This window comes from Streptomyces sp. DT224 (genome assembly GCF_049844595.1).
In the GTDB taxonomy this organism is placed as follows: Bacteria; Actinomycetota; Actinomycetes; order Streptomycetales; family Streptomycetaceae; genus Streptomyces.
In genome coordinates this window covers 370,910-397,469 of sequence record NZ_JBNCLI010000004.1, presented here as the reverse complement: position 1 = coordinate 397,469, position 26,560 = coordinate 370,910, and the positions used below count along the sequence as shown (strand labels likewise).

The window sequence follows — 26,560 nt, the reverse complement described above, 5'->3', positions numbered from 1 at the left end:
GTCTGCCGCGGGGCGGTGACGCGGCCCTTGGAGGAGGGGTCAGCGCGGGGGGTAGGGCGAGTCGGCCAGGATCCGGGCGAGGTGCGCGGCGTTGAGCGCCATCTGGCGGGTGGTGGACCTGACGGCGTCGGGTGTCTCGTCCAGGTCCCGGTAGTCGGTGCCGTGCATGGCCTCGCCGACCCAGTAGCTCACCGCACCGGGTGCGAGAGTGAAGCCCAGGTCGTTGAGTCCCTGGAAGACGTCGGCGCTCACCTTGTGGGCGCCGTCCTCGTTGCCGACGACGGCGACCATGCCCACCTTGCCGTAGGGCAGTTGCCTGCCCTCCTCGTCGGTCTCGGAGATGTCGGCGTTCAGCCGTTCCAGTACGCGCTGGCAAAGGCTCGCCGGGTGCCCGAGCCAGATCGGGGTGGCCACCAGCAGGATGTCCGCCGCCATCACCTTCTCGCGCAGCCGGGGCCACTCGTCCCCGTCGCCCATGTCCTGGGCGATCCCGGGCCGCACGTCGTGGTCGGCGATCCGCACCGTCTCCCCCTTCACCCCCAGACCGGTGAGTTCGGCCATGATTTGGTCGGCCAGCAGCTGGCTGCTGGACGGCTTGGGCGACGGGGAGAGGGTGCAGACGAGCGCGAGTGCTCGGGTCATCGGAAGGCTCCTCAAGGCGTGGGGTCGCTCGGCCCGGGTGTTCCGGCGCCCTTCCCACTATGGGAGGTCCGCACGAAGGGCGCCCGTCACCACCGGGTCCGGAATCTCTTTCCCATTCCTCTCCGGGAAACTCGGGAACTTTTTCAGGAGTACCGGGGGAAGGCCGGGGCATCTGATGCTTCGGAGGTTGATACCCATGGTTCCCGTGATTCTGGTTCTTCTGCTTGCGCTCATTCTCTTCGGGGCGGGTTTCGCCCTGAAGGCCCTGTGGTGGATAGCCATCGCCGTACTCGTGGTGTGGCTGCTCGGGTTCGTCGTCCGCCCGGCGGGCGGCGGTGGAAAGCGGGGCCGCTGGTACCGCTGGTAGTTACGGCCACGCGGTACGTCGCAGCGGCGTACAACGTGGGGGCCGGCCGGGGAACTCCCCGGCCGGCCCCCACTTTTTGCGTATTCCGGCGGAGTGCGGGCGGTCAGCCGAATGGCGCCCGGGACTGGCGCCCAGGAGCCTTTGGACGATTGGCTTTTCTTTACAGCGCACACCACTGCCGGACGGGTGATACCCCCCATGTCGCACTCCCCCACCAGTGACGGCGAACGTGTCCTTCACGGGTTCCTCGCAGAAGTGCACGCCACCGCGCCGACCGATCTGCCGACTCTGGTCAACCGGTACGCCGGGCTGCTGGGCCTGCGCCGGGTGGAGATCTACATCGTCGACCTCCAGCAGCAGCGCCTGACCCCTCTCTCGGGCGAAGCACAGCTCCACGTGGACCGCTCCCCGGCCGGTTCGGCCTTCCGCTCCCTCGCACTGCGCATCGAGGCCACGGACACCGAGACGCTGATCGCCTGGCTGCCCCTGGTGGACGGAGTGGAGCGGCTGGGCGTCATCGGAGTGCAGGTGGACGCGCTGGACAAGACGCTTCTGGAGCGGTCTGCCAGTCTGGCGTCCGTCCTGGCGATGGCGATCACGTCGAAGCGCGCGTTCAGTGACCGGTTCGTCCAGCGCACCCGTACCGAGACCATGGCACTGCCCGCCGAACTGGTGCGGACTCTGCTCCCGCCGCGCTCGATCGGCGAGGACCGCGCACTGTCCACCGCCGTGCTGGAACCCGCGTACGAGCTCGGGGGCGATGCCTTCGACCATGCCCTGACGGAATCGACCTTGCACGCCGTCATCCTGGACGCGATGGGCCACAACCTCGCGTCCGGGCTGACCAGCGCCATCGCGATGGCCGGCTGCCGCAGTGCCCGGCGCAAGGGGTCGGGCCTGCGGGAACTCGTGAAGACGGTCGACCACGTCCTGGCCGAGTGGCTGCCCGATCAGTTCTGCACCGGCATCGCGCTGCAGCTGGACATGTCCAGCGGCATCCTGAGCTGGATCAACTGCGGCCATCCGCCACCTCTGCTGATCCGGGACCACCGGGTGCTGGACAACGCGCTCGACCGCCCCGCCGAACCGCCCATGGGCACCCCCGGAACGATCTGTGCCGCGGAACGAGTGCGTCACGAGGTGCCCCTGCAGCCGGGGGACCGCGTCGTGCTGTTCACCGACGGCGTGACCGAGACACGGATGGCGGACGGGACCCAGTTCGGCCTGGACCGGTTCACCGCCTCGATCATCCGCTCCACCGCTGCCGGAGAGCCCGCGTCCGAGGCTCTCCGGCATCTCATGCACTCCATCCGGGAGTACCAGCACGACCGGCTGAACGACGACGCCACGATCATGATCGTGGAATGGCGCCCCCTGGTTCCAGCGGTCTGAGCGCCCTCAGCGTCCCGACCTCGGCACGCTCTCGTTCCAGGTGCGCGAGAAGACCCGCCGCCCGTCCTCGTAGCCGTCGAGCGTGGCGCCCGGCCTCCCGGGACGAGGAACGATGGCGTCGACGGAGCCTTGGCCTTCGTGGGCGTCGAGCACCGCGCGGGCCCGGTCCATCAGGGCGGCGACCGACACCTCGCCTCCTTGCGGCTCCTCGATGGTCAGCAGGGGGTGGAACCGGTAGGGAACGGCGTTCAGGGCCGGCAGGTCCGCCTCGTCCAGACCGAGTCCGAAGATGTCCCTGCACGGCGGGGACACGCGTCATCCTTTCGCGGGGTCCCCGGCGCGTACCCCTCCATCGGCGGGATCAAGGGCGTCCGGCCGTCCCCGGCCGCCCGCCGCGGCATCCGCGTGGGGGAACCTCCAGGAAGGCGGTCCGGCCCGGTGCCGCCGCCTGTGCGGGCGCTGCCCTGCTGCCGGTACGGGCACGACGCGGTCCTCTCTTCTGCTCGCGGTGGTGGATCGGTACTGTCCCGACGGTCCGACGACGTGGATCCACGCGATGCGAGGCCGATGTCCGCCTCACATTCCGGCGCGCTGTCCCGTCGAACCGTCAGCAGCGGAAACGGACACGACAACCAGGGACGGACACGTACATGAGCACACCTTCCGAGCCGGACCTCGGCGCCGTCATCGGTGAGCGCCGCCAGTTGACGAACCTCGCCTACCGGATGCTCGGTTCGGTCGCCGAGGCGGAGGACGCCGTCCAGGAGACGTACGCCCGCTGGTACGCCATGACGCCGGGGCAGCGGGACGCCATCGCATCGCCCGGGGCGTGGCTGACGACGGTGGCCAGCCGGGTCTGCCTCGACGTGCTGGGCTCGGCACGGGTCAGGCGGGAGCGTTACGTCGGCGAGTGGATACCGGAGCCGTTGCCGGACCGCTCCGAGTGGGTCGGCGGGCGCGCCGACGGCGGCCGCGACGAGCCGGCGGACCCCGCGGACCGGGTCACCCTGGACGAGTCCGTGAACATGGCCTTCCTGGTGGTGCTGGAGTCCATGACGCCGGCCGAGCGGGTGGCGTTCATCCTGCACGACGTGTTCCGGTACCCCTTCGCGGAGGTGGCGGACATCGTCGGCCGGAGCGCCCCGGCGTGCCGGCAGCTCGCCGCTTCGGCCCGCCGGCGCCTGCGGGACGCGCGCGCCGAGGCGGGTCCCGCGGCCGGGCAGGCCGTCCTGGTGCGGCGGTTCAAGGACGCGTGGGAGGCCAAGGACATCGGGGCGCTCATCGGTCTCCTCGACCCGGAGGCGGCGATGATCACCGACGGCGGCGGTCTGGCCGGGGCGGCCCTGCGCCCGGTCGAGGGCGCCGAGCGGGTCGCCCAGTACCTGGTCCACTTCGCGGACAGGGTGCCCGGGCTCCTCCTGCTGGAACGCACGGTGAACGGGCGGCCCGGCCTGGTCGCCCAGCACGCCGGGGTCACCGCGACCGTGGCCGCGTTCGGTCTCGCCGGGGACCGTGTGCACCGCATCTGGGCGGTGCGCAACCCGGAGAAGCTGCGCCCGTGGCCCGGGCACGGCGGGTCCGGGGCGGCGTCTCAGTCGTGGGGCGGGTAGGTCAGGCGGCCGTCGCGGACCCGCGCGTCCTTGTTCAGGACCGCGGGCCGCGTCGAGGCGGGCGACAGGATATCCACGACCTCCGCGCCCGCGACGATCAGTGCGTCGGTGATCAGTCTGCGGTGGCAGCGCCACGGCACGGCCTCGCTGCACATGATCGCGGGCCGGGCGTCCTCGGCGAGCTCCAGGAGTTCGTCCAGCCCCTCCCGGAAGGCGTCCGTGGCCATGTAGTCGGCGTAGTCGCGGAACGCCTTGACCCGCCAGGCGCCGTTCTCGGTCGCCACGCCCTTGGGGGTGTGGCGTCGGCCGCCCAGCTTGGGGAGCCACCGGTATCCGATGCCGGACGGCAGGGAGTCGATGATGTTCCGCTGGTTCCACTGCGGGAGTTTCCGGGACGACGGGTACGAGCGCACGTCGGCCAGCAGGGTGACGTCGTTCCGGCGCAGCAGCGTCACCAGTTCGCCGAACTCCCTGGTCGAGTGGCCGACCGTGCAGATCCTGTTCACCGTGCCGCCCGTCAGGTCTTCTTCAGCGCGCCGCCCTTGTGCATGGCGAGGTGGCCGGTCTTGTCGCTCTTGATCTCGTACTGCGGTTCCTCCTTGCTGCAGCGCCGGGTGCGGCCCTTGAATTCGACGTCGCTGGTGTGTTTCCCGGTGATGACGCCTTCGACGTGACCGGCTTCGGAGTTCCATCGCACGTGGTCCCCGACGGCGAAATCCTTCATGACCCGGTTTCCTTTCGTTCTCGTCGCGGGCGGGGCCGTTTCGCGGCCATGGTCCCTTTCGCCCTGGGTACGCTCATTTCGGTGGGGACGCCACCGGGCGGGAATGAGGAACGTGGAAGCGGGTCGATCATGTGCACCGCCGAGGACTACCCCGTACGGGCCGCCGCCCGCTCCCGCACGCCGGCCGAGCTGGACGGGCGGCTGATCGAGTGCCGTGCCTGTCCCCGCCTCGTGGAGTGGCGGGAGGAGACCGCCCGGATCAAGCGCCCCGCGTTCCGCGACTGGGAGTACTGGGCCCGCCCCGTACCCGGTTTCGGGCCCTCTGACGCCTCGCTGGCCGTCACGGGCCTGGCGCCCGCCGCGCACGGCGGGAACCGGACCGGCAGGATGTTCACCGGCGACCGGGCCGGCGACCTGCTGTACGCCACGCTGTACGAGCTGGGGCTGGCCTCCCGGCCCACGGTGACGGATCTGGCCGACGGGCTGGAACTGTACGGGGTCAGGGTGACGTCCCCCGTGCACTGCGCGCCGCCCGCCAACCGCCCCACGCCGGCCGAGCGGGACACGTGCCGGCCGTGGCTGGCCCGCGAGCTCCAGTTGCTGCGGCCCACGATGCGCTCGGTCGTCGTGCTCGGCGGCTTCGGCTGGCAGGCGACGCTGGCCGCCTTGGAGCGGGCCGGGCGGCGGGTGCCCCGGCCCAGGCCGGTGTTCGGCCACGGCGCCCGTACGACGCTGGAGCCGGCCGACGGGGCGGGCGGCCCGCTGACGGTGTTCGGCTGCTACCACGTCAGCCAGCGCAACGTCTTCACCGGCCGCCTCACCGCGGCGATGCTCCGCGAGGTGCTGGCCGAGGCGGCAAAGACGGCGGGACTGCCGGTCGTCCGGCCGGATCCGGAATGACCGGTACGCCGTAGCCGGCCGGTCGGCCCGGGCGGGCGAATTCTTTGCCGGATCATCAGGTTGGACCGACAGAAAATCGAGCACCCGTCCGTTATGGGCTCACTTTCTCGCACCACCGCCACCCCCGCACCGCTCGGACACGCGCCCCGTCCGCGAGAGCGCGAGTCGGCCGGGAGAGCGCGTGCACTGTGCCGACGCCTGCTCGTGCCGGTCGCGATGATGTCGTTCGCCCTCGTCGCGGCGGGCTGCAACGACGACGGCTCCGGATCGGACGGGGCGGCCTCGCCCGCGGCCCACGCCGGAACGACGGGCCCCGCCGGGACCTCGGCGCAGCCGTCCGCCCCCGCCTCCCCGGCCCCCGCGACGGCACCGTCCTCCCCCGCCGCGCCCAGTGGTTCCGGGTCGTCCGGGGCCGACGCCGCCGGTCCGGGCCGGTGCACGGCCGAGGGCCTGGGCATGAGCGTGAAGCGCGGCGACGGAGGCGCCGGGCAGGTCTACTACGAGCTCACGTTCGTGAACAAGTCCGGTCATTCCTGTGCCCTGAACGGCTTCCCGGGTGTGTCCCTGATCCAGCGTGACGGCAGCGTCATCGGCGCACCGGCCAAGCGTGACGGCGCCTCGCACGGGGCGACGGTGCTGGCTCCCGGGAAGACGGCGCACGTCGTGCTGCACACGCTGAACCAGGGCATCGCGGACGGTGGCTGCTGGAAGCAGGGCGACTACCTGCGGGTGTACCCGCCGGGCTCCAAGGAGGCTCTGACCCTGCGGGACCCGCAGATCCGCGTGTGCGGCGACCGCTTCACGACCACCGCGGTCGAGCGCTGACGTCTTCGCGGGAACATCGGCATGGCACTCGTGATCGCGCACCCCGAGGCGCGGGACGCTCCGCTGTTCGGGCCGGTGCTGCTGGCGGCCTGGCTCCAGACCTACCCGAACGAGGCCGCGGGAATCGACGAGGCATGGATCCGCGAGCAGCGCGGTTCCGCCGCATCGGCCGAGGGGACCGCCCGTTGGGAAGAGTTCCTCACGGCGGTGCGGGAGCGGCCGGACGCGCTGTTCTGCCGGGTCGTGCGCGAGGGGGCGGACATCGTGGGGTTCCTCTGCGGGCGGCGGGGCGATGTGGTCGTCCTGGGACCGATGTACCTGCTGGAAGCAGCGCAGGGTACGGGGGTCGGCGGCCGGCTGATGCGCGAGTTCGCGGACTGGTCGGGGGAGGTGCGCACCCAGTTGTGGGTCACCGAGTACAACGTGCGCGCGATCCGCTTCTACGAGCGGCACGGCTTCCGGGTCACGGATGAGCGGGAGCTGTGGCGCGGGCGCCTGCCCAATGTGCGGATGGTGCGCGACGGAGCCGGCACCGCCTGAGACGGGCACCGCGCCGGGACGCCTCTCGCGGGCGTCCCGGCGCCGTCGTTCCCGGCCCGTTCAGGCGGGGAGGTCCTCCACCGTGGGGGCGACGGGGGCGAAGAGGTCGGCCACGGCGGTGAGGGCGGCGGTCTTGAGGGCGGCGGCCGGGACGACCGTGCCGTCGGGCGCGGGCAGGCTGCGGGTGGCCGTGGCCTCGGCGACGACGGCGGGCCGGTAGCCGAGGTTGAACGCGCCCTGGGCGGTGTGGGTGACGCACATGTGGGCCATGAACCCGGCGAGCACCAGGTCCTTGCCGCTGCCGGGCTCCGCGCCCAGGGCGGTGAGGGTCTTCTCCAGCTCCGTGCGGTGGAAGGAGTTCGGGAACTGCTTGACGACCACGGCCTCGCCCTCCCGGGGCGCCACTTCGTCGCTGAGGGCGCCGATGTGCTCGCGGATGTCGTACGGGGAGCCCTCGCCGCCGTCGTGGATGACATGGATCACCGGGGTGCCGGCGGCCCTGGCCCGGTCCAGCAGCCTGGCGCAGGCCGCGACGGCCTCCTCGGCGCCCTCCAGCGCCATGACGCCGGTGCGGTAGGTGTTCTGGACGTCGATGAGGATCAGGACGGACTCGCTCAGCCGGGGCAGCCGGGCGTCCAGGCCGGAGACCTCGCGGAGCGTGGCGGAGGGCTGGTTCGTGGTCATGGTGGGTGCCTTTCTCGGGGTTGCGGGCAGGTTTTCGGGCAGGGCGGAGCCGTCCGCCGTGCCCGGCGGGGTTGTGTCGGGGCGTCCGGAGCGGTCAGGCCGCGCGGGTGCGGAAGCGGCGGCGGTAGGCGGCCGGTGTGGTGGCGATCTGCCGCCGGAACACACGGTGCAGGGTCTCCGCCGAGCCGAGCCCGGCGGCGGACGCCACCCGGTCGAGCGGGTCGTCGGTCGTCTCCAGGAGCCGGCGGGCCGCCTCGACGCGGGCGGACTCCACATAGGCGGCCGGGGAGACTCCGGTCTCCTGCTTGAAGACCCGGGCGAAGTGGCGCTCGCTCAGGCACATCCGCGCCGCGAGCACCGGTGCGGACAGGTCCTGGTCGAGGTGGTCCGCGATCCACAGCCGCAGCACGTCGATCTCGCGCCGGGAGGCGGCAGGTCTGCTCAGGGGCACGGAGAACTGGCTCTGGCCGCCCTGCCGCTTGAGGTACATCACCAGCTGGCGTGCCACGGCGAGCGCGGCGTCCTCGCCCAGGTCCTCGGCCACCAGGGCGAGCGCGAGGTCCAGGCAGGCGCTGATGCCGGCGCCGGTCCACACCCGGCCCCGGTCGGCGCGGACGAAGATCGGGTCCGCGTCCACCGTGATCTCCGGGTGGGCGGCGGCGAGCTGGGCGGCGGTCGACCAGTGGGTGGTCGCCGTCATGCCGTCCAGGAGTCCGGCGGCGGCGAGCAGATGCGCGCCGACGCACACGGACGCCACCCGGCGGGCGTGCGGGGCGGTCTCCTTCACCCAGGCCACGATGTCCGCGTCGATCCGGGCGACGGGCCCGGCTTCGGTGACGTCGACGGCACCGGGCACCAGCAGGGTGTCGACCTCCCGGCCCACCTCGCCGAAGGTGAGGTCGGTCAGCAGCCGCACCCCCGCCGAGGTCCGGACCTCGCCCGCCTCGGGCCCGGCGAGGCGCACCTCGTAGCGGTCGCGGCCCTCGGAGACCCGGTTGGCCAGGGCGAAGACCTCGGCGGGGCCGGAGACGTCGAGCAGGTCGACGCCGGGGAAGACCGCGATGACGACGCGGTGTGCGGGGGACATGGATCCATCGTCATGCACCGGGCGGGTGGCCGCAATGACGGTTCCCTGTCACATTCGGACACCGGTCGGCGGGGTCCCGCGTCCGAGATGCGGACGCACTGACGCGCTGGTTCGCTGGGATGGACGGCTCTCCACCGAGAACCTGGAGTGATCATGAGCGTTGCGGACGAGACCGGCGGCCGGGCCGAGCGGATCCGGGCGAAGGCCGAGGAGATGCGGGAGACCGCCGAACGCACATCGGACCCGCAGGAACGGCAGCGCCTCCAGGACAAGGCCCGCCGGCTCCAGGAGCGGAGCGACCAGGTGACCACCAAGGGCGACCACGGGACGAACGCGCTCTGAGCCGGCGGTCCCCTCCGCTACTGCGTGAACCGGGGCAGCCACTTCACCAGGTAGTCGGGATGGCCCGCGTTCTCGGCGGCCAGCTGCCGGACCACGAACCCCAGGCCGAAGGCCCGGCCGGACGCGAAGTCGCGCTGCGGGCGGTCCACGTCGAGTGCGGCGACCTCGGCGTACTCGTCCAGCAGGACCCGGTGGGTCTCGATGCGCTGGAGCGTCCGGGCCGGGTCCTGGCGGACGATGTGCCGGTCGTAGGCGTGGCCGTGTGTACGCAGGGTGAAGCCGATCGCGCCGCCCCGGTCGTGGATCTCGCCGGGCGACTCGGCCGGGCACCGCCACCCTTGGCCGCCGGCGGCCCGCGCGAGGTCCTCTTCCTCGTCGAGGCGCGCCCTGACGAAGGCGACGAGGTCGGAGTTGTCTGTCGTCATCTGGTTTCGCATCCTTCCGCTCGGCCCCACCCCCTGGGGGCCGAGCTGGACACTATCCCGAGGTGCCTCAGTGGCTCCCGTCCACCGGCTCCAGTACGAACACGGGGATCTGCCGGTCGGTCTTCTTCTGGTAGTCGGCGTAGTCGGGGAACGCCTCGACCGCGCGCTCCCACCACTGCTCCTTCTCCGCGCCGGTGACCTCACGTGCCGTCATGTCCTGGCGCCGGGGGCCGTCCTGGAGCTCGGCGCGCGGGTCGGCCTTGAGGTTGTGGTACCAGACGGGGTGGGTGGGGGCTCCGCCCTGGGAGGCGACCACCGCGTACCGGCCGTCGTGCTCGACGCGCATGAGGGGCGTCTTGCGGATCTTGCCCGACTTGGCACCCACGGTCGTCAGGACGATGACGGGCATGCCGCGCATCGTCGTCCCTTCCGTGCCGCCGGAGCTCTCGTACTGCTCGACCTGGTCGCGAACCCACTGGGAGGGGCTCGGCTCGTACTCGCCCTGGAGAGGCATGTGTTCTTTCCCGTCGTCGGTCTGTCCGGCCGTGGCGCATCGCCGGCCGCGGCATCTCATCATGGCTTCAACGACTCCTGCCACCGGGCTCATCCGCCCATGCCGTCGTGTCGCGGTCAGGAGCGGCCGGTGGCTCCGGTGCCGTAGCGGACGGTTACCCTTTCGAAGCCCAGGGATTCGAGAAGGCCCTTGAGCATCGCGGTCGTGTTCCTCTCGGCTCGCTGCGCCAGACCGCTCTCCTCGGCCGCGTCACCGATGTGGCGTGCGGCCAGCTTGTTGACGGCCTGCTCGCTGCCGGGGTTGTCGGAGAAGAAGTCGCCGAGCCGGTCGAGGAGGCCGCGCTGCTTGGACACCGCGTAGGAGCGGTCGGGGTCGAGCGCCGGTTTGCCCAGCACGGCGTGCGGCAGCCGGAGTTCGGCGGTGGTGCGGTCCTCGTTCACGACGACTCCCCCGTTCGTCACCCGCCCGAGGTCGACGTAGGCGGAGACGGTGCCGGCGCCGACGTAGAGCGTGCGGCTGCCCCGGATCACGTCGGGGACGTACTTGGTGTCCTTCTCCAGGTCGACCACGACCTGGAAGTTGCCGGACGCCGCCTCGTACCTGCTCATGTCCTGGATCGACTTGAGCACCGCGGGGCCCGAGCGGTCGTGGGTCTCCTCGCCGAAGACGTCGCCCAGGCCGGGGAGCAGGCTGAGGCGGGTGCCGAGGAGCAGCAGGGCGAGCGCGGCCGCGGCCGCGGCGGCCGCACGGCCCCAGCGACGGCGGCGCCGGCCGTCGTCGGCCGGGCCTGGCTTCGTGGACGGTTCTGTCGCCGGGTCGGTGGAGGTCATACGGTCCGTATGACCCGGCCCGGCGGGTTCACGCAGGGCGGACCGCCCTCGCGCCGTCTCCCGGGCCCGCGCAGTCCCTCAGGCCCCGGTGACCCCGTCCAGCCGCTCCCGCACCAGGTCGGCGTGGCCGATGTGGCGCGCGTACTCCCCGATCATGTGGACGTGGACGAGGCGCAGCGAGTACACCTCCCCGTTGTGGGTGAACGTGTCGTCCAGCGAGGCGCCGGCGACGATCTCGTCGGCGAGCCGGCACTCCTCGACCAGCCGGGCGTAGTCCTCGGCGGCCGTGGCGGGGTCCAGGTCCTCGAAGTCCGCGTCCTTGCCCTTGGCCGGGTCGTACATCGGCTCCAGGTCCTGCCCGGCGAACCGCTGCCGGAACCAGGTGCGTTCGACCTTGGCCATATGGCGTACCAGCCCCAGCAGGGACAGGTTCGAGGGCTCCACCGTCCGTTCGGCGAGCTGTTCACCGGTGAGCCCGGCGCACTTCTGGAGCAGGGTCGAGCGGAACCAGCCGAGAAAGCCGGTGAGCATCTCCCGTTCCGCGGCGACGAGCGAGCCGGGCGTACGGGTGGCTGAGGGTGCGGTCCAGGTCATCCGGCGATCATGCATCCTGAACGGCCGTTCGCACGAGTGGTTTTACGCCCGCATGCCGTAGTCGTGGCCGTCCGAGGAGGAGCGGGTCACGGACGTCGTGGCACCGCCGACGAGCCCGAGGACCAGGAAGAGGACCAGCAGTGCCTTGCCGGCGGTACTCATGACCAGCGGCCGGGTGGCGGAGCGCGGCCCGCCCTGCGGGACGGAGAGGGCGTCGTCGCCGAAGAATCCCTTGGGGTAGGCCGGGCTGAGCAGGGAGAAGTAGGCGGAGACCCGCATCTCGTAGCGCAGGGTGGCCGCCGTCGCCTCGAACAGCGGGCGGGGCATGCGCCCCAGGACCAGGGTGATGAGCCACCACAGGACGGCCAGGACGGACCAGCCGGAGGTGGCGAGGCCCTGCACGATCGCGGCGGGAATGACCAGGATCAGCCGGAAGAAGACGGCGAACCGGTTCAGCCGCGTCGGCCGGACGTCGATGCGGACGGGGTGGTCCGGCGGCTGGGAGAGGCTGAAGGGCGGGTAGCGGTCCACGAGGAGCATGGCGCTCGCGCCGACCCGTGTCCGGTAGGCCAGGACCTGGGCGAGGAAGCGGTAGACGGGGCCGGGCAGCCGGCCGAGCGCGAGGGCGGCGAACCAGCCGAACACGACGGTGAAGAAGGCCGCGATCTCCAGGAAGAACAGCACGAAGAAGTGCGGGATCAGCAGGAGCAGCCGGAAGAAGACGGTGAGCCGCCGCTGGCGGGCGGGTTCCACGACGTCCAGCCCGGGCCGGAACTCGTCGGCGTCCCCGGTGCGCGGCCCCGGGCTCCACTGGGCGTCGGTCATGTCGCTCCTCTTCGGCGGTGACCGCGCCGGGCCCGCGGTCCTGGCCGGCGGGCGCCGGTGCGCGGCGCATCCGGTGGCCTTCCACCGTCGGCCCCCCGGCGACGGCCCGCAATCGGCCACGGGCCGATCGGGTAGCCGTACCGCCGCAGGTCAGCGCTTCCGGGACCGGCCGCGCGCGATCCTGCGACGGACGCCGTGGCGCAGCCGGGACCAGGCCGGCGCGGGCCGCCCGGCGCGGCGGGGCGCCGCCTTCGGGCGAGGCTTCGGCTTCGTACGGGGCTTCGGCTTCGTACGGGGCGCGGCCTTCGGACCGTCCGCCGGGGCACGCTCCGGGTCTTCGGCGAGGACGTGGTACCGGTGGCTCAGGCGCCGTCCCACCAGCAGATAGGCCAGGAGGGCCCCCGCCGTGTTGAGGATGACGTCGTCCACGTCGAAGGCGCGGCCCCGTACGACCGCTCCCTGCACCAGTTCCACGAGGACGATGACCGCCACGGTCAGCAGGAACATGCGGAGCATCCGGAGCCGTCGCGGGACGAGGATGGGCAGCAGGATGCCGAAGGGCATGCCGAGCACCAGATTGCCCCCGGCCTGCTTGCACGCCGCGAGGAACGTGTAGTCCTCGGCGTACTGCCGCAGGGAGCGGCCCGGGTGCAGGTTCGACTTCACGAGTTCCTCGGAGGCGGGCGACGGGGTGAGCGTCACCTTCGCCAGTACCACCGAGAATCCGGCCATGGCCGCGAAGGCGAGTACGAGGATGGCGACGCGCAGCAGGAGCCGCCCCCATCCCTTCCGCCGGGCCGTGTCCCGCTGGGGTCTTGCCGCCGCTGCGTCCATGGGCGACGGATGCCCCGGAAGCGCCGGACCACACCCGCGTGCCGTGCGGGGCGGGCGTCCCGGGGTCAGACTGGTCGCGGCGGGCCGGTCGCGCGGGCCCGGCACATCCCGGACCCGATGCGGAGGTCTCATGACGGGCGACCACGCCAACGCTCCCCTGAACTGCCTGGTCACCGGCGCCAGCGGCTACATCGGCGGCCGCCTGGTCCCGGAGCTGCTGGCGGCCGGGCACCGGGTGCGGTGCCTGGCCCGTACCCCGGAGAAGCTGCGCGACCATCCATGGGCGGGCGAGGTGGAGACCGTGCGGGGCGATGTCACGGACGCGGCCTCGCTCGCCCCGGCGATGGACGGCATCGACGTGGCGTACTACCTGGTGCACGCGCTGACGACCGGGGCCGGCTTCGAGGAGACCGACCGGCGGGCCGCCACGGCCTTCGCCGAGCAGGCGCGGGCCGCCGGGGTCGGCCGCATCGTCTACCTGGGCGGTCTCACCCCGGAGGGCGTACCCGAGCGGGAGCTGTCGCCGCACCTGCGCTCCCGGGCCGAGGTCGGGCGCATCCTGCTGGACTCCGGCGTGCCGACGACCGCGCTGCGCGCCGCCGTCATCATCGGCTCGGGTTCCGCGTCCTTCGAGATGCTGCGCTATCTCACGGAGCGGCTGCCGGTGATGGTGACGCCGAGCTGGGTGTCGACCCGCATCCAGCCCATCGCCGTGCGCGATGTGCTGCGCTATCTGGTGGGCAGTGCGCGCATGCCCCGGGACGTGAACCGCGCGTTCGACATCGGCGGCCCCGACGTCCTCACCTACCGGGACATGATGCAGCGTTACGCGGAGGTGGCGGAGCTGCCGCACCGGCTGATCCTGCCCGTGCCGATGCTGTCACCGGGCCTTTCCAGCCACTGGGTCGGGCTCATCACGCCCGTGCCCGCGTCGATCGCCCGGCCGCTCGCCGAGTCCCTGCGGTACGAGGTGGTGTGCCGGGAGCACGACATCGCGGGCTACGTCCCCGACGGCGCGGGGCAGCCGTTCGGCTTCGACACGGCGCTGCGCCTGGCGCTGCAGCGGATCCGGGAGGCCCGGGTCACCACCCGGTGGTCCTCCGCCTCGGTGCCGGGCGTGCCCAGCGACCCGCTGCCCACGGACCCCGACTGGGCGGGCGGCAGCCTGTACACGGACGAGCGGCAGCGCGAGGTGGACGCGTCGCCGGAGGCCCTGTGGCGGGTGGTGGAGGGCATCGGCGGGGAACACGGATGGTATTCGTTCCCGCTGGCCTGGGCGGTGCGGGGCTGGCTCGACCGGCTGGTGGGCGGGGTCGGCCTGCGGCGTGGACGGCGCGACACGGACCGGCTCCGGGTGGGCGACTCGCTGGACTTCTGGCGGGTCGAGGAGATCGAGCCGGGGCACCTGCTGCGGCTGCGCGCGGAGATGCGGCTGCCGGGCCCGGCCTGGCTGGAGATGTACGTCGAGCGGGACGGGGAGGGCCGGTCGCGCTACCGGCAGCGGGCACTGTTCCATCCGCGCGGGCTGCTCGGGCACGCGTACTGGTGGAGTGTGTCGCCGTTCCACGCCGTGGTGTTCGGCGGGATGGCCCGCAACATCGCGCTGGCGGCGGAGAACCGGACGTCACCCGAACGGGCGGTACCGGCGGTGTCGCCCTGAGCGGTGCGTTCCGGTGCCGCCGGAGTGACGGCAGCATGGCTGTCCCCGCCCCCTCTGGAGTTGCGCCATGACCGTTGCGGTCGTCCTGTTCACCGCCGACCTGCGTCTGCACGACCATCCGCCGCTGCGCGCCGCGCTCGCGTCGGCCGACGAGATCGTGCCTCTGTTCGTCCGGGACGGCGCCATCGGGGCGGCCGGTTTCGACGCCCCGAATCGGCGCGCGTTCCTGGCGGACTGTCTGCGCGACCTCGATGCCGGACTGCGTGACCGGGGCGGCCGGCTGGTCCTGCGGTCCGGGGACGTGGCCGAGGAGGTGTGCGGGGTCGCCTCGGAGACCGGCGCCGACGAGGTGCACATGGCGGCGGGCGTCAGCGGGTACGCCCGCCGCCGCGAGGAGCGGCTGCGCGAGGCGCTGGAGGCGGACGGGCGCCGGCTGCGCGTCCACGACGGGGTGGTCACCGCGGTGGCGCCCGGTGCGGTGACGCCGGCCTCCTCGGACCACTTCGCCGTGTTCACCCCGTACTTCAGGCGCTGGTCGCGGGAGCGGCTGCGCGACGTGTTCGGCGCGCCGCGCACGGTCCGGGTGCCCCAGGGGCCGCGCTCCGAGAAGGTGCCCTCGCGCGGCGACGTCTCCGGCGTGTCGGAAGGGCTCGCGGAGGGCGGCGAGCAGGCGGGACGCAAGGCGTTCACGGCCTGGCGGCGGCACGGGCTCACCGCGTACGAGGACCGGCACGACGACCTGGCTGCCGACGGCACCTCGCGCCTCTCCCCGCATCTGCACTTCGGCACCCTGTCCCCCGTCGAGCTGGTGCACCGGTGCCGGGACGCGGGCGGCGCGGGGGCCGAGGCGTTCGTGCGGCAGCTGTGCTGGCGGGAGTTCCACTACCAGGTCCTCGCGGCCCGGCCCGCCTCGTCGCACGAGAACTACCGCGACAAGCACGACCGGTGGCGGTCCGAGGCGGAGGCGGCCGACGAGGTCGAGGCGTGGCGGCAGGGGCGCACCGGCTATCCGATGGTCGACGCCGCGATGCGCCAGCTGCGCCACGAGGGCTGGATGCACAACCGGGGCCGGCTGCTCACCGCTTCCTTCCTGACCAAGACGCTGTACGTGGACTGGCGGGTCGGGGCGCGCCACTTCCTGGATCTCCTGGTGGACGGCGACATCCCCAACAACCAGATGAACTGGCAGTGGATGGCGGGCACCGGTACCGACAGCCGGCCCAACCGGGTGCTCAACCCCGTCGTCCAGGGCAAGCGGCTCGACCCGGACGGGGAGTACGTACGGCGCTGGGTGCCGGAGCTGTCGCCGGTGCCCGGGTCCACCGTGCACGAGCCGTGGAAGTTGCCGGACGCGGAGCGGGAGGGCCTGGACTATCCGGAGCCCGTGGTGGAACTGGCCGAGGGCCTGGCCCGGTTCCGGCAGGCGCGTGGGCTGGAGTGAGGGCGCGGGAGCGCGGCGCGCTGGTCCTGCTGTCGGCGGCGTCCGGGGCGGCGGACGCGTTCGTCTTCCTCGGTGTCGGCCAGGTCTTCGCCGGCGTGATGACGGGGAACCTGGTACTGCTGGGCGCCTCGGCCGCGGGGGCGGGCGAGGAGGGCGTCGCGCTGCGGGTGGCCGCCGCACTGGTCTCGTACGGCTGCGGGGTGGCCGGTGCCGCACTGGTGGGTGAGCGGATGTGGCGGCGGGTCCCGCTGATGCTGCCGGCCGAGGTGGTGCTGCTCGCGGCGGGCGCCGGGCTGTGGGCGGCCCGGCCGGCGCCGTCGGACGCGGGCCGGCTGGGTCTGCTGGTGCTCATGGGGCTGGCGATGGGCATCCAGGGCCGGGTGCGGGCGACGCCCACGAACTACTTCACCGGAACGCTGACGTCGCTCGTCGGCCGCTTCGCGGTGGGGGCGTGGCGAGGCGACGACGCCTGGGCCGCCGGGCGGCTGGCCGCCGTGGTGGCGGGGGCCGCGCTCGCGGCGCTGACCTTGCGGTGGTGGCCGGCGGGCGGGGCGGTGGTGGCCGCGGCGCCGGCCGCGGCTGCGCTGCTGGTGGAGGCTACGGCGCAGCCGGGGCGGGCGGCGGCCGGTCCGGGAAAGGGGAAGCCCCGGCCGGATCGGGGGAATCCAGCCGGGGCGGCCTGAATGTGGGCGCTCAGTGCGTCATCCACATATAGGTGAACGATAAACCACCACGCCCTGTTCCCGGCAATCGCGGCCCCGGACTGTGATCCAGGGCACGGACTCCGGCGGTATGGACGGCGCCTCACTCACCGGGCGGCGGGCGCCTCGGTGCCGTAGCGGCGGTGGAACCGCTCGATCCGGCCCGCCGTGTCCAGCACCTGCCGGGTGCCCGTGTAGAACGGGTGGCTCGCCGACGAGGTCTCCACGTCGATGACGGGATAGCTCCGGCCGTCCTCCCACGTCACGCGCCGGTCGGAGTCGGCGGTGGAGCGGGTGAGGAAGGCGGTCCCGGCGGCGCGGTCGCGGAAGACCACCGGACGGGAGACGGGGTGGATTCGGGACTTCATGAGGCGTTCCTTCCTGGACGCGGACGGTCGTGCGCGGTGACGATCACGGCACCCGGCCCTTGTGGGAACGGGATTCGTTTTCGTTCTGCCGGTACAACATGGTCCCCCGCCGTCGCATTCCCGGCCGCCCCTCACCTCGCGACTTGCACCAACCGCCGCCAGCAGCAAGGCTGTTCGAAAGAGGATGGGCTACAGTCAGCCGCTGGCATATGCCGGATGCAAGAACGCATCGAGTGTTGCCAAACCACTTACGGGCCTCTTCCGGCTGTGCGAAAGTCGTATGCGGTCCACCCTTCGTCACTGGTTGTGCCGCCCTGTATCGGAGTACGACATGCCGTCCCCCCTCTCCGCGGACCGCTCCGCCCCGCAGCCGCCCGAGCGCGAAGCCGTCGACGCGTTGATCCACCGCACGCGCCGGCTGCGTGGCGACGTGGACGCCGTGCGGCGCGACGCCGTACGCGTGGACGAGGACGACCCTCAAACGCGCTGGCAGCGAGCGCTGTGCGAGCTGGCGGTCCACCACTTGGACGACCTGGGCACACAGCTGGGACAGCTCCGGGACGGCCTGCCCGCCGAGCCCTCCGAACAGCCCGCCGACGGTGCCGGCGAGCCCGCCGGCTCCCTGATCGGCCGGGTCGGCAGCGCCGAGTGGAATCTGCTCACCGACGAGGTCAGCTGGTCCGACGAGCTGTTCCCGATCTTCGGCCGTGACCCGGAGGCGGGCGGGCTCTCACTCGACGCCCTGCCCTCCCGACTGCTCCCCGAGGACCAGCCGTTACTCACCGCGCTCGTCACGGACTGCCTGGTGGACGGCAAGCCGATAGACGGCGAGTTCCGCATCCGGCACACCGACGGGCGCGTCCGGACCCTGCACATGATGGGCGAGCCCGTCCTCGACACGGACGGCTGCACCGCCTCCATGTGGGCCGTCCTGCGAGACGTCAGCGCGCTGCGGCGCAGCCAGCGGGTGGTGCGCCGCACCCATGAGTCCCTGCGCCGCGAACAGCCCCACTCCGAGGCCGGACACCGGGCCGCTGCGGAGCCGGCGGAAGCCGTCCTGCCGCCGTGGCAGACCTCCCTCCGGCTCCCCGGCCACGGGCCCGGCGCCCTGGACATCGCCGCGCACTACCTGCCGTCCGAGACGAGCGCCCTGGTCGGCGGCGGCTGGTACGACGCCATGGAGCTGCCCGACGGCAGGACGATGCTCACCGTCGGCGATCTCACCGGCCACGGCGTCCAGGCCACCTCCGCCATGGCCGTGGTGGTGGGCGCGGTGCGCGGCATGGCGATGGCCGGCATCGAGCCCGGCACCCTCCTCGGGCACCTCAATCAGTTGGTGGAGACCTCCGTTCAGCCTGCTCTGGGGAGCGCCGTCTGCGGCAGGTTCGACCCGGCCACGCGCACCCTGGAATGGGCGCAGGCCGGACACCCCGCTCCCCTGCTCTTCCGCGACGGCACCGGGCGCCCGCTGCCCGTGCCGGACGGAGTGCTGCTCGGAGCGTCCTCCGGGGCCGCCTACGAGCAGGACGAGGCGCACCTGCTGCCCGGCGACGTGCTGGTGCTGCACACCGACGGACTGGCCCGCGACGACGCCGCCGGGCACGGTGGCGCGCGCCCGGGCACGGAGACGCTGCTGGGGCTGGCCCCGCGCTTCGCCGAGGCCCGCTCGGCGCGGGAGTGCGTACGGATCGTCGCCGAGGCGTTCGGCGGGACCGAGCGGCTGGACGACGCGTGCGTGCTGGTCGCCCGCGTCGGGGCGTAGGGAAGCGGCAGCCGCCCTCGGCGGAGCCCGCTGCTCGTCGCGCCCCGGGGCTCCTCAGATCTCAGCGCTCCTCGACTTCTTGCGCTGGTTCGGCGGCACGGCGAGCTCGATCTCCTCGCGCAGGTCCTCGATCTTCGCGTAGCCGGAGTACTGCCCGGTCAGCCGGTACATCTCGCGCAGCCGGTCCCAGGTCCGGTGGGAGGATGTCTCCCCCATCGTGACCAGGGCGAGCCGGGCGTAGCGGTCGGCCTGTTCCGGGTCGTCGGCGATGAAGCACGCCGAGGCGAGCGAGATGTAGTCGAAGATCTTGGACCGCTCGCGGCCGTTGACCCGCAGCTCCAGGGCCTGCTTCGCGTGCCGTTGGGCGATGACCGCCGCCGAGGGCTCGTGTTCCGCGAGCGTACGGAAGGCCAGGGCCTGCATGCCGTGCATGTCGGCCTCGTCGAACATCTGCATCCAGCTGGGCGGGGGCACGTCGGTCTTGTCCGAGACGAAGAGCTCCTCGGCCCGGCCCAGCGTGCGCCGCATGGCCTGGCCCCGGCCCATGGACGCCTGCGCCCACGCCTCGATGGTGCAGAGCATCGCCTGGGTGCGCGGCAGGACGCCGTCCCCGGAGCCCGACTTGGCGAGCTTCATCAGGTCCAGCGCGTCGTCGGGACGGCCCAGGTGGACCATCTGGCGGGCCGCCCGGGACAGCGCCTCGCCCGCGCGCGGGCGGTCGCCGCCCTCGCGGGCCGCGTGCGCGGCGATGATGAAGTACTTCTGCGCGGTGGGTTCGAGGCCCACGTCGTGCGACATCCATCCCGCCAGGACGGCGAGGTTGGCGGCGACGCCCCACAACCGCCGCTGGAGATCGGCGGGGTGGTGGTACGAGAGCATTCCGCCCACCTCGTTGAGCTGGCCCACCACTGCTTTGCGCTGGAGCCCGCCGCCCCGGGACGCGTCCCAGGCGCGGAAGACCTCGACGGACCGCTCCAGCGCATCGATCTCCTCGGAGCCGATGGGAGCGGCCTCGTACAGGTCGAAGCCTGCCGGGTCGGCGTGTACCGGGCCGCCGGCGCGCGGGGCGTCGGCCGCCAGTACGGGGTCGGTGTGCAGCCAGTCGTACATGGGGCCGGCGATGGCGGAGCCGGCGGCGAGCGCGGCGCCCGCGCTCATCAAGCCGCGTCGGTTGAGCATGAGGTCCATTCCCGTGAATTCGGTGAGGACCGCTGCCGTCCGCTCGGGCGCCCACGGGAGTTGCTCGGGATTGTCCTGCGTCCCGGCCTCTCGCCGCTTCCCCACACGCCCGCGCCGGCCGAACCCGAGGTCCTCGATGGTCACGACACGACCGAGCCGCTCGGTGAACAGAGCCGCCAGCACCTTCGGCACGGGATCGCGGGGTGACTCCCCCATGTCGATCCAGCGCCGCACGCGCGAGGTGTCGGTGGCCAGTTGGGGGTGGCCCATGGCCGCCGCCTTCCGGTTCACCATTCTCGCGAGTTCGCCCTTGGACCAGCCGGCAAGGCCGAACAGGTCCGACAGGCGGGTGTTGGGTTCTCCGGTCACGTCAAGCCCCCAGGTTCTCGGCTGTGTTGACAGTAACCCCCTGTCAGATGCCCTGCGACTATTCGCCAGGGTTTCGCCAGGGTGCGCTATGTCGAGAGACACCCACGCGCCGGTGTCAGGTAGGAAAGCGCAACCCCGCCCGGCAGCCCTCGGTACTCCCCAGGGTGCCGAACGGCCGCCGGCCGGGGTGGCGCACGCAACTTGTCGGCGCACGAAGGGATCTGTATCGCCCATGTACACAGCATCGTCCTCCGTGTCCGCCCCGCCCCGGCCGCTGCGTCCCCTCCAGGCGGGCGGCGGACCGTATCTCGACCCGCGCGCGACCGTCCCGGCCCCCGGCATCGGGCGCCCCCGGCGGCCGGGAGGGCCAGGTGTCCCCTCCCTCGGCGGCCGGCTGGACCTGTCGGGTCCCCAGGGCGCCCAGCTGAGGATGGTGATCGCGTCCGTGCACCGGATCTGCCCGGAGTTCAATCCGGTGCAGGTGCTGCGGCGCAGCGGGCGTTCGGTGCTGCTGGTCGGCTCCACGGGGCGCGCGACGGCGGTGGCGAAGTGTTTACTGGACCACTCCCCCGAGTGGTCGGAGCGGTTCCGGCACGAGATAGCGGCATACCGGGCGTTCGTCCGGCACCGCCCGCCGGTACGGGTGCCCCGGCTCATCGCCGCCGACCCGGAGAACTGCACGCTGGTCATCGAGCGGATGCCGGGCCGGGTGGCCGCCCTGACGCGCCACCCGGCCGAGGCTCCGCCGCGCGCGGACCTGCGGGCCGTGCTCGGGGCGGTGGCCCGGGTGAACGCCTGGCGTCCGCCGGCGGGCCTGTTCGAGGCGCCGCTCGACTACGCGGCGCGGATCGCCCGCTACCACGAGCTGGGTCTCTTCACCGACCGGGACCTGGGCGACCTGCAGAAGCTGCTGCACGGGATCGCGCACTCCGGCGGGCGCCACGGGATGGGGCAGTTCTGCCACGGGGACGCACTGCTCTCCAACATCCTGCTGTCGCCCACGGGGCCGGTACTGGTGGACTGGGAGCACGCGGGCTGGTATCTGCCGGGGTACGACCTGGCGACGCTGTGGTCGGTGCTGGGTGACGCCCCGGTGGCCCGGCGCGAGATCAGCAAGCTGGCGCAGGTCGCCGGTCCGGCGGCGCGCGACGCGTTCCTGGTCAACCTGATGCTCGTGCTCACGCGGGAGATCCGCCGGTACGAGACGGCCGTGCAGCGGGCCATGCGGGAGGCCGGGCCCGCCCGGGCCGTGCCGGAGAGGCCGGGGGCGCTCGCCCCGGGAGAGGAGCAGCGGCTGCTGCTGCGCCGGCTGCACGACGACTGCGCGATGGCCCGGAACGCCGTGCGGGCGGCGGTCGGCACGCGCTGACCGGCCGGCCCCATGGGGCGCGCCGCGGGTACGGTGCCGACACACCGGGCCCGCGGCGCGCTGGTGTGCGCGTGCCGGTTCCTGGCTTCAGCGGGCGCGCACGACGTCCACGTCGGACGCCTTGACGAAGGCGACGCGGTGGCCGATCTGGACCGTCAGGTACTTCTCCTCGCCCTTGAAGTACGCGTGGTCCAGCGGGTAGGAGGCGTCGATCGTCGGTGCGTAGAAGAAGCCGGTGGGCGCCTCGCCGCCACCGGGGTAGGACTGGCCGGCCTTGATCGTGTACGGGAGGGGCGCGCCGACCCGCTGGTCCGCGAAGTCCGCCGGGTACTCCGACTTCTCCGGGTAGGCGACCCCGTACACCGGCACCTGCGCCCTGCCGGGCTTCGGGCGGACGACGTAGCCGGATGTGGGGACGGTGGTGCGGGTGTGGGCGGGGGTGCGGAACCACGCCTTCTCGCCGTACCACCAGATGGCCGTCCAGCCGGGGGCGCGGCCGGCGACGACGGCCTGCTGGGTGGCACTGATCTTGCTGCCCCAGTCGGCGGCGCAGTTGGTGCCGGGCGAGCCGTCCGGGTGGATGCCGGGGTCGGAGAAGAGGGGCGCGTCGTCGGAGGGCGCGGTGTGCAGCGGGACGGCGCTGGAGCCCTGGACGGGCAGGTCCACGTTCTTCTCGCAGTCACGGAACGCCTGCTTGTTGTCCTTGAACCTCGGGCTGACGGTGACCAGTTGGCTGCCCGGGCGGGCGGTGGGCACGGTGGGCTCGCCCAGCAGCGCCATGAAGTGGTTCCAGTCCCAGTAGGTACCCGGGTCCCAGTGCATGTTCTTGGTGCCGGCGGCGCTGGTGGGCGGAACGCCGTCGTGGCCGATGATGTGCTGGCGGTCGAGGGGGATGTCGTACTCGGCGGCGAGGTAGCGCACGAGCGCGGCGGTCGAGCGGTACATCTCGGGGGTGTACCACTGGGCGCCGTCGACGGCGACGCCTTCCTGCTCGATGCCGATGGAGTGGCTGTTGACGTACCAGTTGCCGGCCTGCCAGGCGACGTCCTTGTTCTTGACCATCTGGGTGACGTGCCCGTCGGCGGAGCGCACGACGTAGTGGGCCGAGGTCTGCTTCAGCGGGTTCTGGAAGATCTTCAGGGTGGTGTCGAAGTCCTCCTCGGTGTCGTGCAGCACGATGAACTTGATCTTGTTGGTGTGCGGCCGGTCGGCGGTGTCGTAGTTGCCGTACGTCTCCTTGTCGGCCGGGTCGCCGGTCTGCTGGTAGGCGGCCGGGACCCAGTCGCAGGCGAGACCGCGCGGGCACTCGGGCCGGACCCCGTCGGCGCCGGCCGGGGCGGCGGGGCTGAGCAGTGCGAGGCTCAGTGCCCCGGCGGTGGTGAAGGCGAGTGCGAGCCTGGTCCTCTGCTTGGACGTCATGACAACCCTTCGTAGAGCCGGGTGGAGCCGTGGCGGGCGTGCGCGCACACTCTGTGACCCGGGATGAAGGGGCGTCAAGAGTCGGGAGCGGGAAGCGCGTTGAGCCACTGGACCAGACCACTGACAGGGTCCTTGACCTGCGAACGGCGGGAAACGGCAGGGGTGTGGCGATCGCTCGTTACCGAGGTTTTACGCGCCCGGTCCGGCACGGGTGTCCCTCGAACGGGCGCTCTGCGGTGTGACTAATCGCTCGGGTGCGTGCCCCGAACGGACCAAGGGTAGTGCTGGCGCCGACAGGACCGATGCGCGTGGTTCCCACGCAATGGCTCTCGGAAAGGCCGGACGCACATGGCTCAGCCGTTCACCCTGCCGGACTTCTATGTTCCGTATCCGGCGCGTCTCAACCCCCACGTGGAGGAGGCCCGGCAGCACACGAAGACGTGGGCGCGGGCCATGGGGATGCTGGAGGGGTCCGGTATCTGGGAGGAGAAGGACCTCGACGCGCACGACTACGCGCTGCTGTGCGCGTACACCCATCCCGACTGCTCGGCCGAGGCGCTGTCGCTCGTCACCGACTGGTACGTGTGGGTCTTCTTCTTCGACGACCACTTCCTGGAGCTGTTCAAACGGACCCCGGACCGCGAGGGCGGCAAACGGTATCTGGACCGGCTGCCCGCGTTCATGCCGATGGAGCGCGGCGCGCCGGTGCCCGAGCCGGAGAACCCGGTGGAGGCGGGGCTCGCGGATCTGTGGGCGCGTACGGTGCCCGCGATGTCCGACGCGTGGCGGGTCCGGTTCGCGGAGTCGACCAGGAACCTGCTCAACGAGTCGCTGTGGGAACTCGCCAACATCAACGAGGGCCGCATCGCGAACCCCGTCGAGTACATCGAGATGCGCCGCAAGGTGGGCGGAGCCCCCTGGTCGGCCGGTCTCGTGGAGTACGCGGCCGGGGCCGAGGTACCGGAGGCGGTCGCCGGTGAACGGGCGCTGCGGGTGCTGCGCGACGCTTTCTCGGACGGGGTCCATCTGCGCAACGACCTCTTCTCGTACCAGCGCGAGGTGGAGGACGAGGGTGAGAACAGCAACGGAGTGCTGGTCCTCGAACGCTTCCTCGACTGCTCGACGCAGGAGGCGGCCGAGGCGGTGAACGACCTGCTGACGTCCAGGCTCCAGCAGTTCGAGAACACCGCGCTGACCGAGGTGGGCCCGCTCTGCGCGGCCAAGGGGCTGGACGCGGCACAGACGGCCGCGGTCGGGGCATACGTGAAGGGGTTGCAGGACTGGCAGTCCGGCGGCCATGAGTGGCACATGCGCTCCAGTCGCTACATGAACGACGGCGGCGCCGGCGAGGCCGAGCCCGGCTTCGGGATGTCCGCCGCGTCGATCCGGTTCACCCGGCGCTCCGAGGCGGCCCGGCTGCGCAGCCACAGCCATGCGCTCTTCCAGCACGTGGGCCCATCCCTGCTGCCCGACTTCGACCTTCCCTTCGGCACGACGTTGAGCCCGCATCTGGAGGGCGCGCGCGAGCGGCTGGTGGTCTGGGCCGACCGGATGGGCATCCTGGGGCCGCAGCCCGGAGTGCCGGGTTCGCACATCTGGGACGAGGAGCGGCTGCGGGCGATCGACCTGCCGCTGTGCGCGGCCGGTATCCACCCGGACGCGACCCCGGACGAGCTCGACCTGTCCTCGGGGTGGCTGGCGTGGGGGACGTACGGCGACGACTGGTTCCCGGTCGTGCACGGCCGGTCACGGGACCTGGCGGGGGCCCGGCTGGCCAACGAGCGCCTGTCGCTGTTCATGCCGCTGGACGGGGGCGCGACGCCGGAACCCGTCAACGCGCTGGAGCGCAGTCTCGGCGACCTGTGGGCACGCACCGCGGGCCCGATGGACGACGCCGGGCGCCGCGCGTTCCGCAAGTCCGTCGAGGACATGACGGAGAGCTGGCTGTGGGAGCTGGCGAACCAGGCGCAGCACCGGATCCCCGATCCGGTGGACTACGTCGAGATGCGGCGCATGACCTTCGGCTCGGACCTGACGATGAGCCTGTGCCGGATCGGGCACGGCCGCAAGGTGCCGCGGGAGATCTACGAGAGCGGCCCGCTGCGCGCCCTGGAGAACGCGGCCGCCGACTACGCGGCGCTGCTCAACGACCTGTTCTCGTACCAGAAGGAGATCGAGTACGAGGGCGAGGTGCACAACGGGGTCCTGGTCGTGCAGAACTTCTTCGGGGTGGACTACCCGACGGGGATGGCGATCCTGTACGACCTGATGAAGTCGCGGCTGCGGCAGTTCCTCCATGTCGCGGAGAACGAACTGCCCGTGCTGTACGACGACTTCGGCCTGGACGCCGAAGCCAGGGAGACGCTGGCGGGCTATGTGCAGGAACTCAAGCACTGGATCGCCGGGATCCTGATCTGGCACCGGGGCTGCCGGCGCTACCGCGAGGAGGATCTGCGGCGGGGCACCGGCGCCCCGTGGCACCTCAACGGCCCCACGGGGCTGGGCACTTCGGCGGCGAAGGTGGCTGCCCTGTTCGGCCGGCCGGTGGGAGCGAACGCGTAGCTCCCGCCGGTGCGCCTCGGTCACCGGGCGGCGCGGCCCGGTGGCCGGGGTGTGGGCTCAGCCCTGCTGGAAGAGTTCGGCGGGCAGCGGCTTGAGGAGGGCGTACAGGTCGTCGGTGATGGGCCGGTCCCAGCTGGCGATGGTGACGAGCACACCGTCGCTGCGGTCGAACTGCACGCAGGAGATGCGGCTCTCGGAGAGCTTCACCCGGCGCACGATCATGAGGTTGTCGCCCTGCATGACGGGCATGTCCTCGGTGCCGGTGACCTCGACCGGCTCGTCGTTCTCCAGTGCCAGCAGCAACTGGGCCACCTCGAAGGGGACCTGCCCCTCCTCGGTCTCGCGCGCGGGCGAGCCCTCCGGCAGGTTGCCGATGATCATCGCCGGGCCGCGCCCGCCGAACAGGTCGTACCGGAGGAACACACCCTGGCAGCTGCCGTCGGGGGCGGGGAGCAGACCGGCGCCGAGGTTGCCGGGCCAGTCACCGGGGTCCATGGCCAGGACGTCGAAGTCGGGGCCCGCGGGGGTGGCGGCGCTGCGGCGGCGGAGGAAGGACATGCACACATGTTACGTGTCCTGGCTCACCTCGCCGAGC

The 26,560-nt window shown here is 72.3% G+C and carries 29 protein-coding genes; 13 read left to right on the top strand and 16 right to left on the bottom strand.

Annotated features, from left to right (window positions below; translation table 11 throughout):
* Positions 1 to 39: 39 nt before the first annotated feature.
* Positions 40 to 642 (bottom strand): flavodoxin family protein, encoded by a 603-nt coding sequence (locus tag ACLQ2N_RS12135; RefSeq protein WP_425811967.1) that lies wholly within the window; start codon positions 640 to 642, stop codon positions 40 to 42.
* A 196-nt stretch (positions 643 to 838) separates the two neighbouring features.
* Here ACLQ2N_RS12135 and ACLQ2N_RS12130 point away from each other — a divergent pair, with 196 nt between their 5' ends.
* Together ACLQ2N_RS12130 and ACLQ2N_RS12125 are read left to right on the top strand one after the other, a co-directional pair.
* Entirely contained in the window at positions 839 to 1,009 is a 171-nt protein-coding gene (locus ACLQ2N_RS12130) for a hypothetical protein (RefSeq protein ID WP_026171501.1), read from the top strand.
* Between the two features lie 198 nt (positions 1,010 to 1,207).
* A complete protein-coding gene (locus ACLQ2N_RS12125; protein WP_425811965.1) occupies positions 1,208 to 2,401 on the top strand; it encodes a PP2C family protein-serine/threonine phosphatase in 1,194 nt (397 codons plus the stop codon).
* 6 nt (positions 2,402 to 2,407) lie between these two features.
* On the opposite strand, the gene ACLQ2N_RS12120 is transcribed toward ACLQ2N_RS12125, so the two are convergent.
* Positions 2,408 to 2,713: a hypothetical protein gene (locus ACLQ2N_RS12120; protein ID WP_425812374.1), complete on the bottom strand. Its 306-nt coding sequence runs from the start codon at positions 2,711 to 2,713 to the stop codon at positions 2,408 to 2,410.
* 338 nt (positions 2,714 to 3,051) lie between these two features.
* On the opposite strand from ACLQ2N_RS12120, the gene sigJ reads away from it, so the two are divergent.
* On the top strand, positions 3,052 to 4,011 hold the full coding sequence (sigJ, locus tag ACLQ2N_RS12115; protein WP_425811963.1) for an RNA polymerase sigma factor SigJ: 960 nt from the start codon (positions 3,052 to 3,054) through the stop codon (positions 4,009 to 4,011).
* On the opposite strand, the gene ACLQ2N_RS12110 is transcribed toward sigJ, so the two are convergent.
* Positions 3,993 to 4,517 carry a DUF488 family protein gene (locus ACLQ2N_RS12110; RefSeq protein WP_425811961.1) on the bottom strand — a complete coding sequence of 175 codons (525 nt, stop codon included), beginning with the start codon at positions 4,515 to 4,517 and terminating at the stop codon, positions 3,993 to 3,995. The genes sigJ and ACLQ2N_RS12110 overlap by 19 nt on opposite strands.
* Before the next feature lie 11 nt (positions 4,518 to 4,528).
* A complete protein-coding gene (locus tag ACLQ2N_RS12105) occupies positions 4,529 to 4,735 on the bottom strand; it encodes a DUF2945 domain-containing protein (protein WP_425811959.1) in 207 nt (68 codons plus the stop codon).
* 129 nt (positions 4,736 to 4,864) lie between these two features.
* Here ACLQ2N_RS12105 and ACLQ2N_RS12100 point away from each other — a divergent pair, with 129 nt between their 5' ends.
* The 3 genes from ACLQ2N_RS12100 (at position 4,865) to ACLQ2N_RS12090 (ending at position 7,000) form a co-directional block, all read left to right on the top strand.
* Positions 4,865 to 5,635, top strand: coding sequence for a uracil-DNA glycosylase (locus tag ACLQ2N_RS12100; protein WP_425811957.1), 771 nt, complete (start codon positions 4,865 to 4,867; stop codon positions 5,633 to 5,635).
* Between the two features lie 204 nt (positions 5,636 to 5,839).
* Positions 5,840 to 6,460, top strand: a complete 621-nt coding sequence (locus ACLQ2N_RS12095) for a DUF4232 domain-containing protein (protein ID WP_425811955.1) — start codon at positions 5,840 to 5,842, stop codon at positions 6,458 to 6,460.
* A 21-nt stretch (positions 6,461 to 6,481) separates the two neighbouring features.
* Positions 6,482 to 7,000, top strand: coding sequence for a GNAT family N-acetyltransferase (locus ACLQ2N_RS12090; protein ID WP_425811953.1), 519 nt, complete (start codon positions 6,482 to 6,484; stop codon positions 6,998 to 7,000).
* A 60-nt stretch (positions 7,001 to 7,060) separates the two neighbouring features.
* Here the strand turns inward: ACLQ2N_RS12090 and ACLQ2N_RS12085 are convergent, their stop codons facing one another.
* Together ACLQ2N_RS12085 and ACLQ2N_RS12080 are read right to left on the bottom strand one after the other, a co-directional pair.
* Positions 7,061 to 7,684, bottom strand: coding sequence for a cysteine hydrolase family protein (locus ACLQ2N_RS12085; RefSeq protein ID WP_425811951.1), 624 nt, complete (start codon positions 7,682 to 7,684; stop codon positions 7,061 to 7,063).
* Between the two features lie 94 nt (positions 7,685 to 7,778).
* Positions 7,779 to 8,771, bottom strand: a complete 993-nt coding sequence (locus ACLQ2N_RS12080; protein WP_425811949.1) for a GlxA family transcriptional regulator — start codon at positions 8,769 to 8,771, stop codon at positions 7,779 to 7,781.
* A gap of 153 nt (positions 8,772 to 8,924) precedes the next feature.
* Between ACLQ2N_RS12080 and ACLQ2N_RS12075 the strand changes: the two genes are divergently transcribed.
* A complete protein-coding gene (locus ACLQ2N_RS12075) occupies positions 8,925 to 9,113 on the top strand; it encodes a DUF6381 family protein (protein ID WP_018102948.1) in 189 nt (62 codons plus the stop codon).
* Positions 9,114 to 9,130: 17 nt separating this feature from the next.
* On the opposite strand, the gene ACLQ2N_RS12070 is transcribed toward ACLQ2N_RS12075, so the two are convergent.
* The 6 genes from ACLQ2N_RS12070 to ACLQ2N_RS12045 form a co-directional block, all read right to left on the bottom strand.
* Entirely contained in the window at positions 9,131 to 9,538 is a 408-nt protein-coding gene (locus ACLQ2N_RS12070) for a DUF6221 family protein (protein ID WP_425811947.1), read from the bottom strand.
* A gap of 67 nt (positions 9,539 to 9,605) precedes the next feature.
* Positions 9,606 to 10,052: a nitroreductase family deazaflavin-dependent oxidoreductase gene (locus ACLQ2N_RS12065; protein ID WP_425811945.1), complete on the bottom strand. Its 447-nt coding sequence runs from the start codon at positions 10,050 to 10,052 to the stop codon at positions 9,606 to 9,608.
* Between the two features lie 116 nt (positions 10,053 to 10,168).
* Complete coding sequence (locus tag ACLQ2N_RS12060) at positions 10,169 to 10,882, bottom strand: DUF4230 domain-containing protein (protein WP_425811943.1); 714 nt, start codon at positions 10,880 to 10,882, stop codon at positions 10,169 to 10,171.
* A 78-nt stretch (positions 10,883 to 10,960) separates the two neighbouring features.
* Positions 10,961 to 11,476, bottom strand: coding sequence for a DinB family protein (locus ACLQ2N_RS12055; protein ID WP_425811942.1), 516 nt, complete (start codon positions 11,474 to 11,476; stop codon positions 10,961 to 10,963).
* 42 nt (positions 11,477 to 11,518) lie between these two features.
* Positions 11,519 to 12,301 carry a DUF4389 domain-containing protein gene (locus ACLQ2N_RS12050; RefSeq protein ID WP_425811940.1) on the bottom strand — a complete coding sequence of 261 codons (783 nt, stop codon included), beginning with the start codon at positions 12,299 to 12,301 and terminating at the stop codon, positions 11,519 to 11,521.
* A gap of 150 nt (positions 12,302 to 12,451) precedes the next feature.
* Positions 12,452 to 13,135 carry a VanZ family protein gene (locus tag ACLQ2N_RS12045; RefSeq protein WP_425811938.1) on the bottom strand — a complete coding sequence of 228 codons (684 nt, stop codon included), beginning with the start codon at positions 13,133 to 13,135 and terminating at the stop codon, positions 12,452 to 12,454.
* A gap of 130 nt (positions 13,136 to 13,265) precedes the next feature.
* Between ACLQ2N_RS12045 and ACLQ2N_RS12040 the strand changes: the two genes are divergently transcribed.
* The 3 genes from ACLQ2N_RS12040 to ACLQ2N_RS12030 all read left to right on the top strand — a co-directional run bounded on the left by ACLQ2N_RS12040 (position 13,266) and on the right by ACLQ2N_RS12030 (position 16,919).
* Positions 13,266 to 14,795 (top strand): SDR family oxidoreductase, encoded by a 1,530-nt coding sequence (locus ACLQ2N_RS12040; protein ID WP_425811936.1) that lies wholly within the window; start codon positions 13,266 to 13,268, stop codon positions 14,793 to 14,795.
* 67 nt (positions 14,796 to 14,862) lie between these two features.
* Complete coding sequence (locus ACLQ2N_RS12035; RefSeq protein WP_425811934.1) at positions 14,863 to 16,236, top strand: cryptochrome/photolyase family protein; 1,374 nt, start codon at positions 14,863 to 14,865, stop codon at positions 16,234 to 16,236.
* Positions 16,233 to 16,919 (top strand): YoaK family protein, encoded by a 687-nt coding sequence (locus ACLQ2N_RS12030; protein ID WP_425811932.1) that lies wholly within the window; start codon positions 16,233 to 16,235, stop codon positions 16,917 to 16,919. Before ACLQ2N_RS12035 ends, ACLQ2N_RS12030 begins: the two co-directional genes overlap by 4 nt.
* Before the next feature lie 125 nt (positions 16,920 to 17,044).
* Here ACLQ2N_RS12030 and ACLQ2N_RS12025 read toward each other — a convergent pair whose 3' ends face one another.
* Positions 17,045 to 17,305 (bottom strand): type B 50S ribosomal protein L31, encoded by a 261-nt coding sequence (locus ACLQ2N_RS12025; protein ID WP_161210646.1) that lies wholly within the window; start codon positions 17,303 to 17,305, stop codon positions 17,045 to 17,047.
* 331 nt (positions 17,306 to 17,636) lie between these two features.
* Between ACLQ2N_RS12025 and ACLQ2N_RS12020 the strand changes: the two genes are divergently transcribed.
* Complete coding sequence (locus ACLQ2N_RS12020) at positions 17,637 to 19,067, top strand: PP2C family protein-serine/threonine phosphatase (RefSeq protein WP_425811930.1); 1,431 nt, start codon at positions 17,637 to 17,639, stop codon at positions 19,065 to 19,067.
* A 54-nt stretch (positions 19,068 to 19,121) separates the two neighbouring features.
* Here ACLQ2N_RS12020 and ACLQ2N_RS12015 read toward each other — a convergent pair whose 3' ends face one another.
* Positions 19,122 to 20,615 (bottom strand): hypothetical protein, encoded by a 1,494-nt coding sequence (locus ACLQ2N_RS12015; protein WP_425811928.1) that lies wholly within the window; start codon positions 20,613 to 20,615, stop codon positions 19,122 to 19,124.
* A gap of 232 nt (positions 20,616 to 20,847) precedes the next feature.
* Between ACLQ2N_RS12015 and ACLQ2N_RS12010 the strand changes: the two genes are divergently transcribed.
* On the top strand, positions 20,848 to 21,984 hold the full coding sequence (locus ACLQ2N_RS12010; protein WP_425811926.1) for an aminoglycoside phosphotransferase family protein: 1,137 nt from the start codon (positions 20,848 to 20,850) through the stop codon (positions 21,982 to 21,984).
* An 87-nt stretch (positions 21,985 to 22,071) separates the two neighbouring features.
* Here ACLQ2N_RS12010 and ACLQ2N_RS12005 read toward each other — a convergent pair whose 3' ends face one another.
* A complete protein-coding gene (locus ACLQ2N_RS12005) occupies positions 22,072 to 23,403 on the bottom strand; it encodes an N-acetylmuramoyl-L-alanine amidase (protein ID WP_425811924.1) in 1,332 nt (443 codons plus the stop codon).
* A gap of 348 nt (positions 23,404 to 23,751) precedes the next feature.
* Here ACLQ2N_RS12005 and ACLQ2N_RS12000 point away from each other — a divergent pair, with 348 nt between their 5' ends.
* On the top strand, positions 23,752 to 25,965 hold the full coding sequence (locus tag ACLQ2N_RS12000) for a terpene synthase family protein (RefSeq protein WP_425811922.1): 2,214 nt from the start codon (positions 23,752 to 23,754) through the stop codon (positions 25,963 to 25,965).
* A gap of 57 nt (positions 25,966 to 26,022) precedes the next feature.
* On the opposite strand, the gene ACLQ2N_RS11995 is transcribed toward ACLQ2N_RS12000, so the two are convergent.
* On the bottom strand, positions 26,023 to 26,523 hold the full coding sequence (locus ACLQ2N_RS11995) for a hypothetical protein (RefSeq protein WP_026171499.1): 501 nt from the start codon (positions 26,521 to 26,523) through the stop codon (positions 26,023 to 26,025).
* Positions 26,524 to 26,560: the final 37 nt, after the last annotated feature.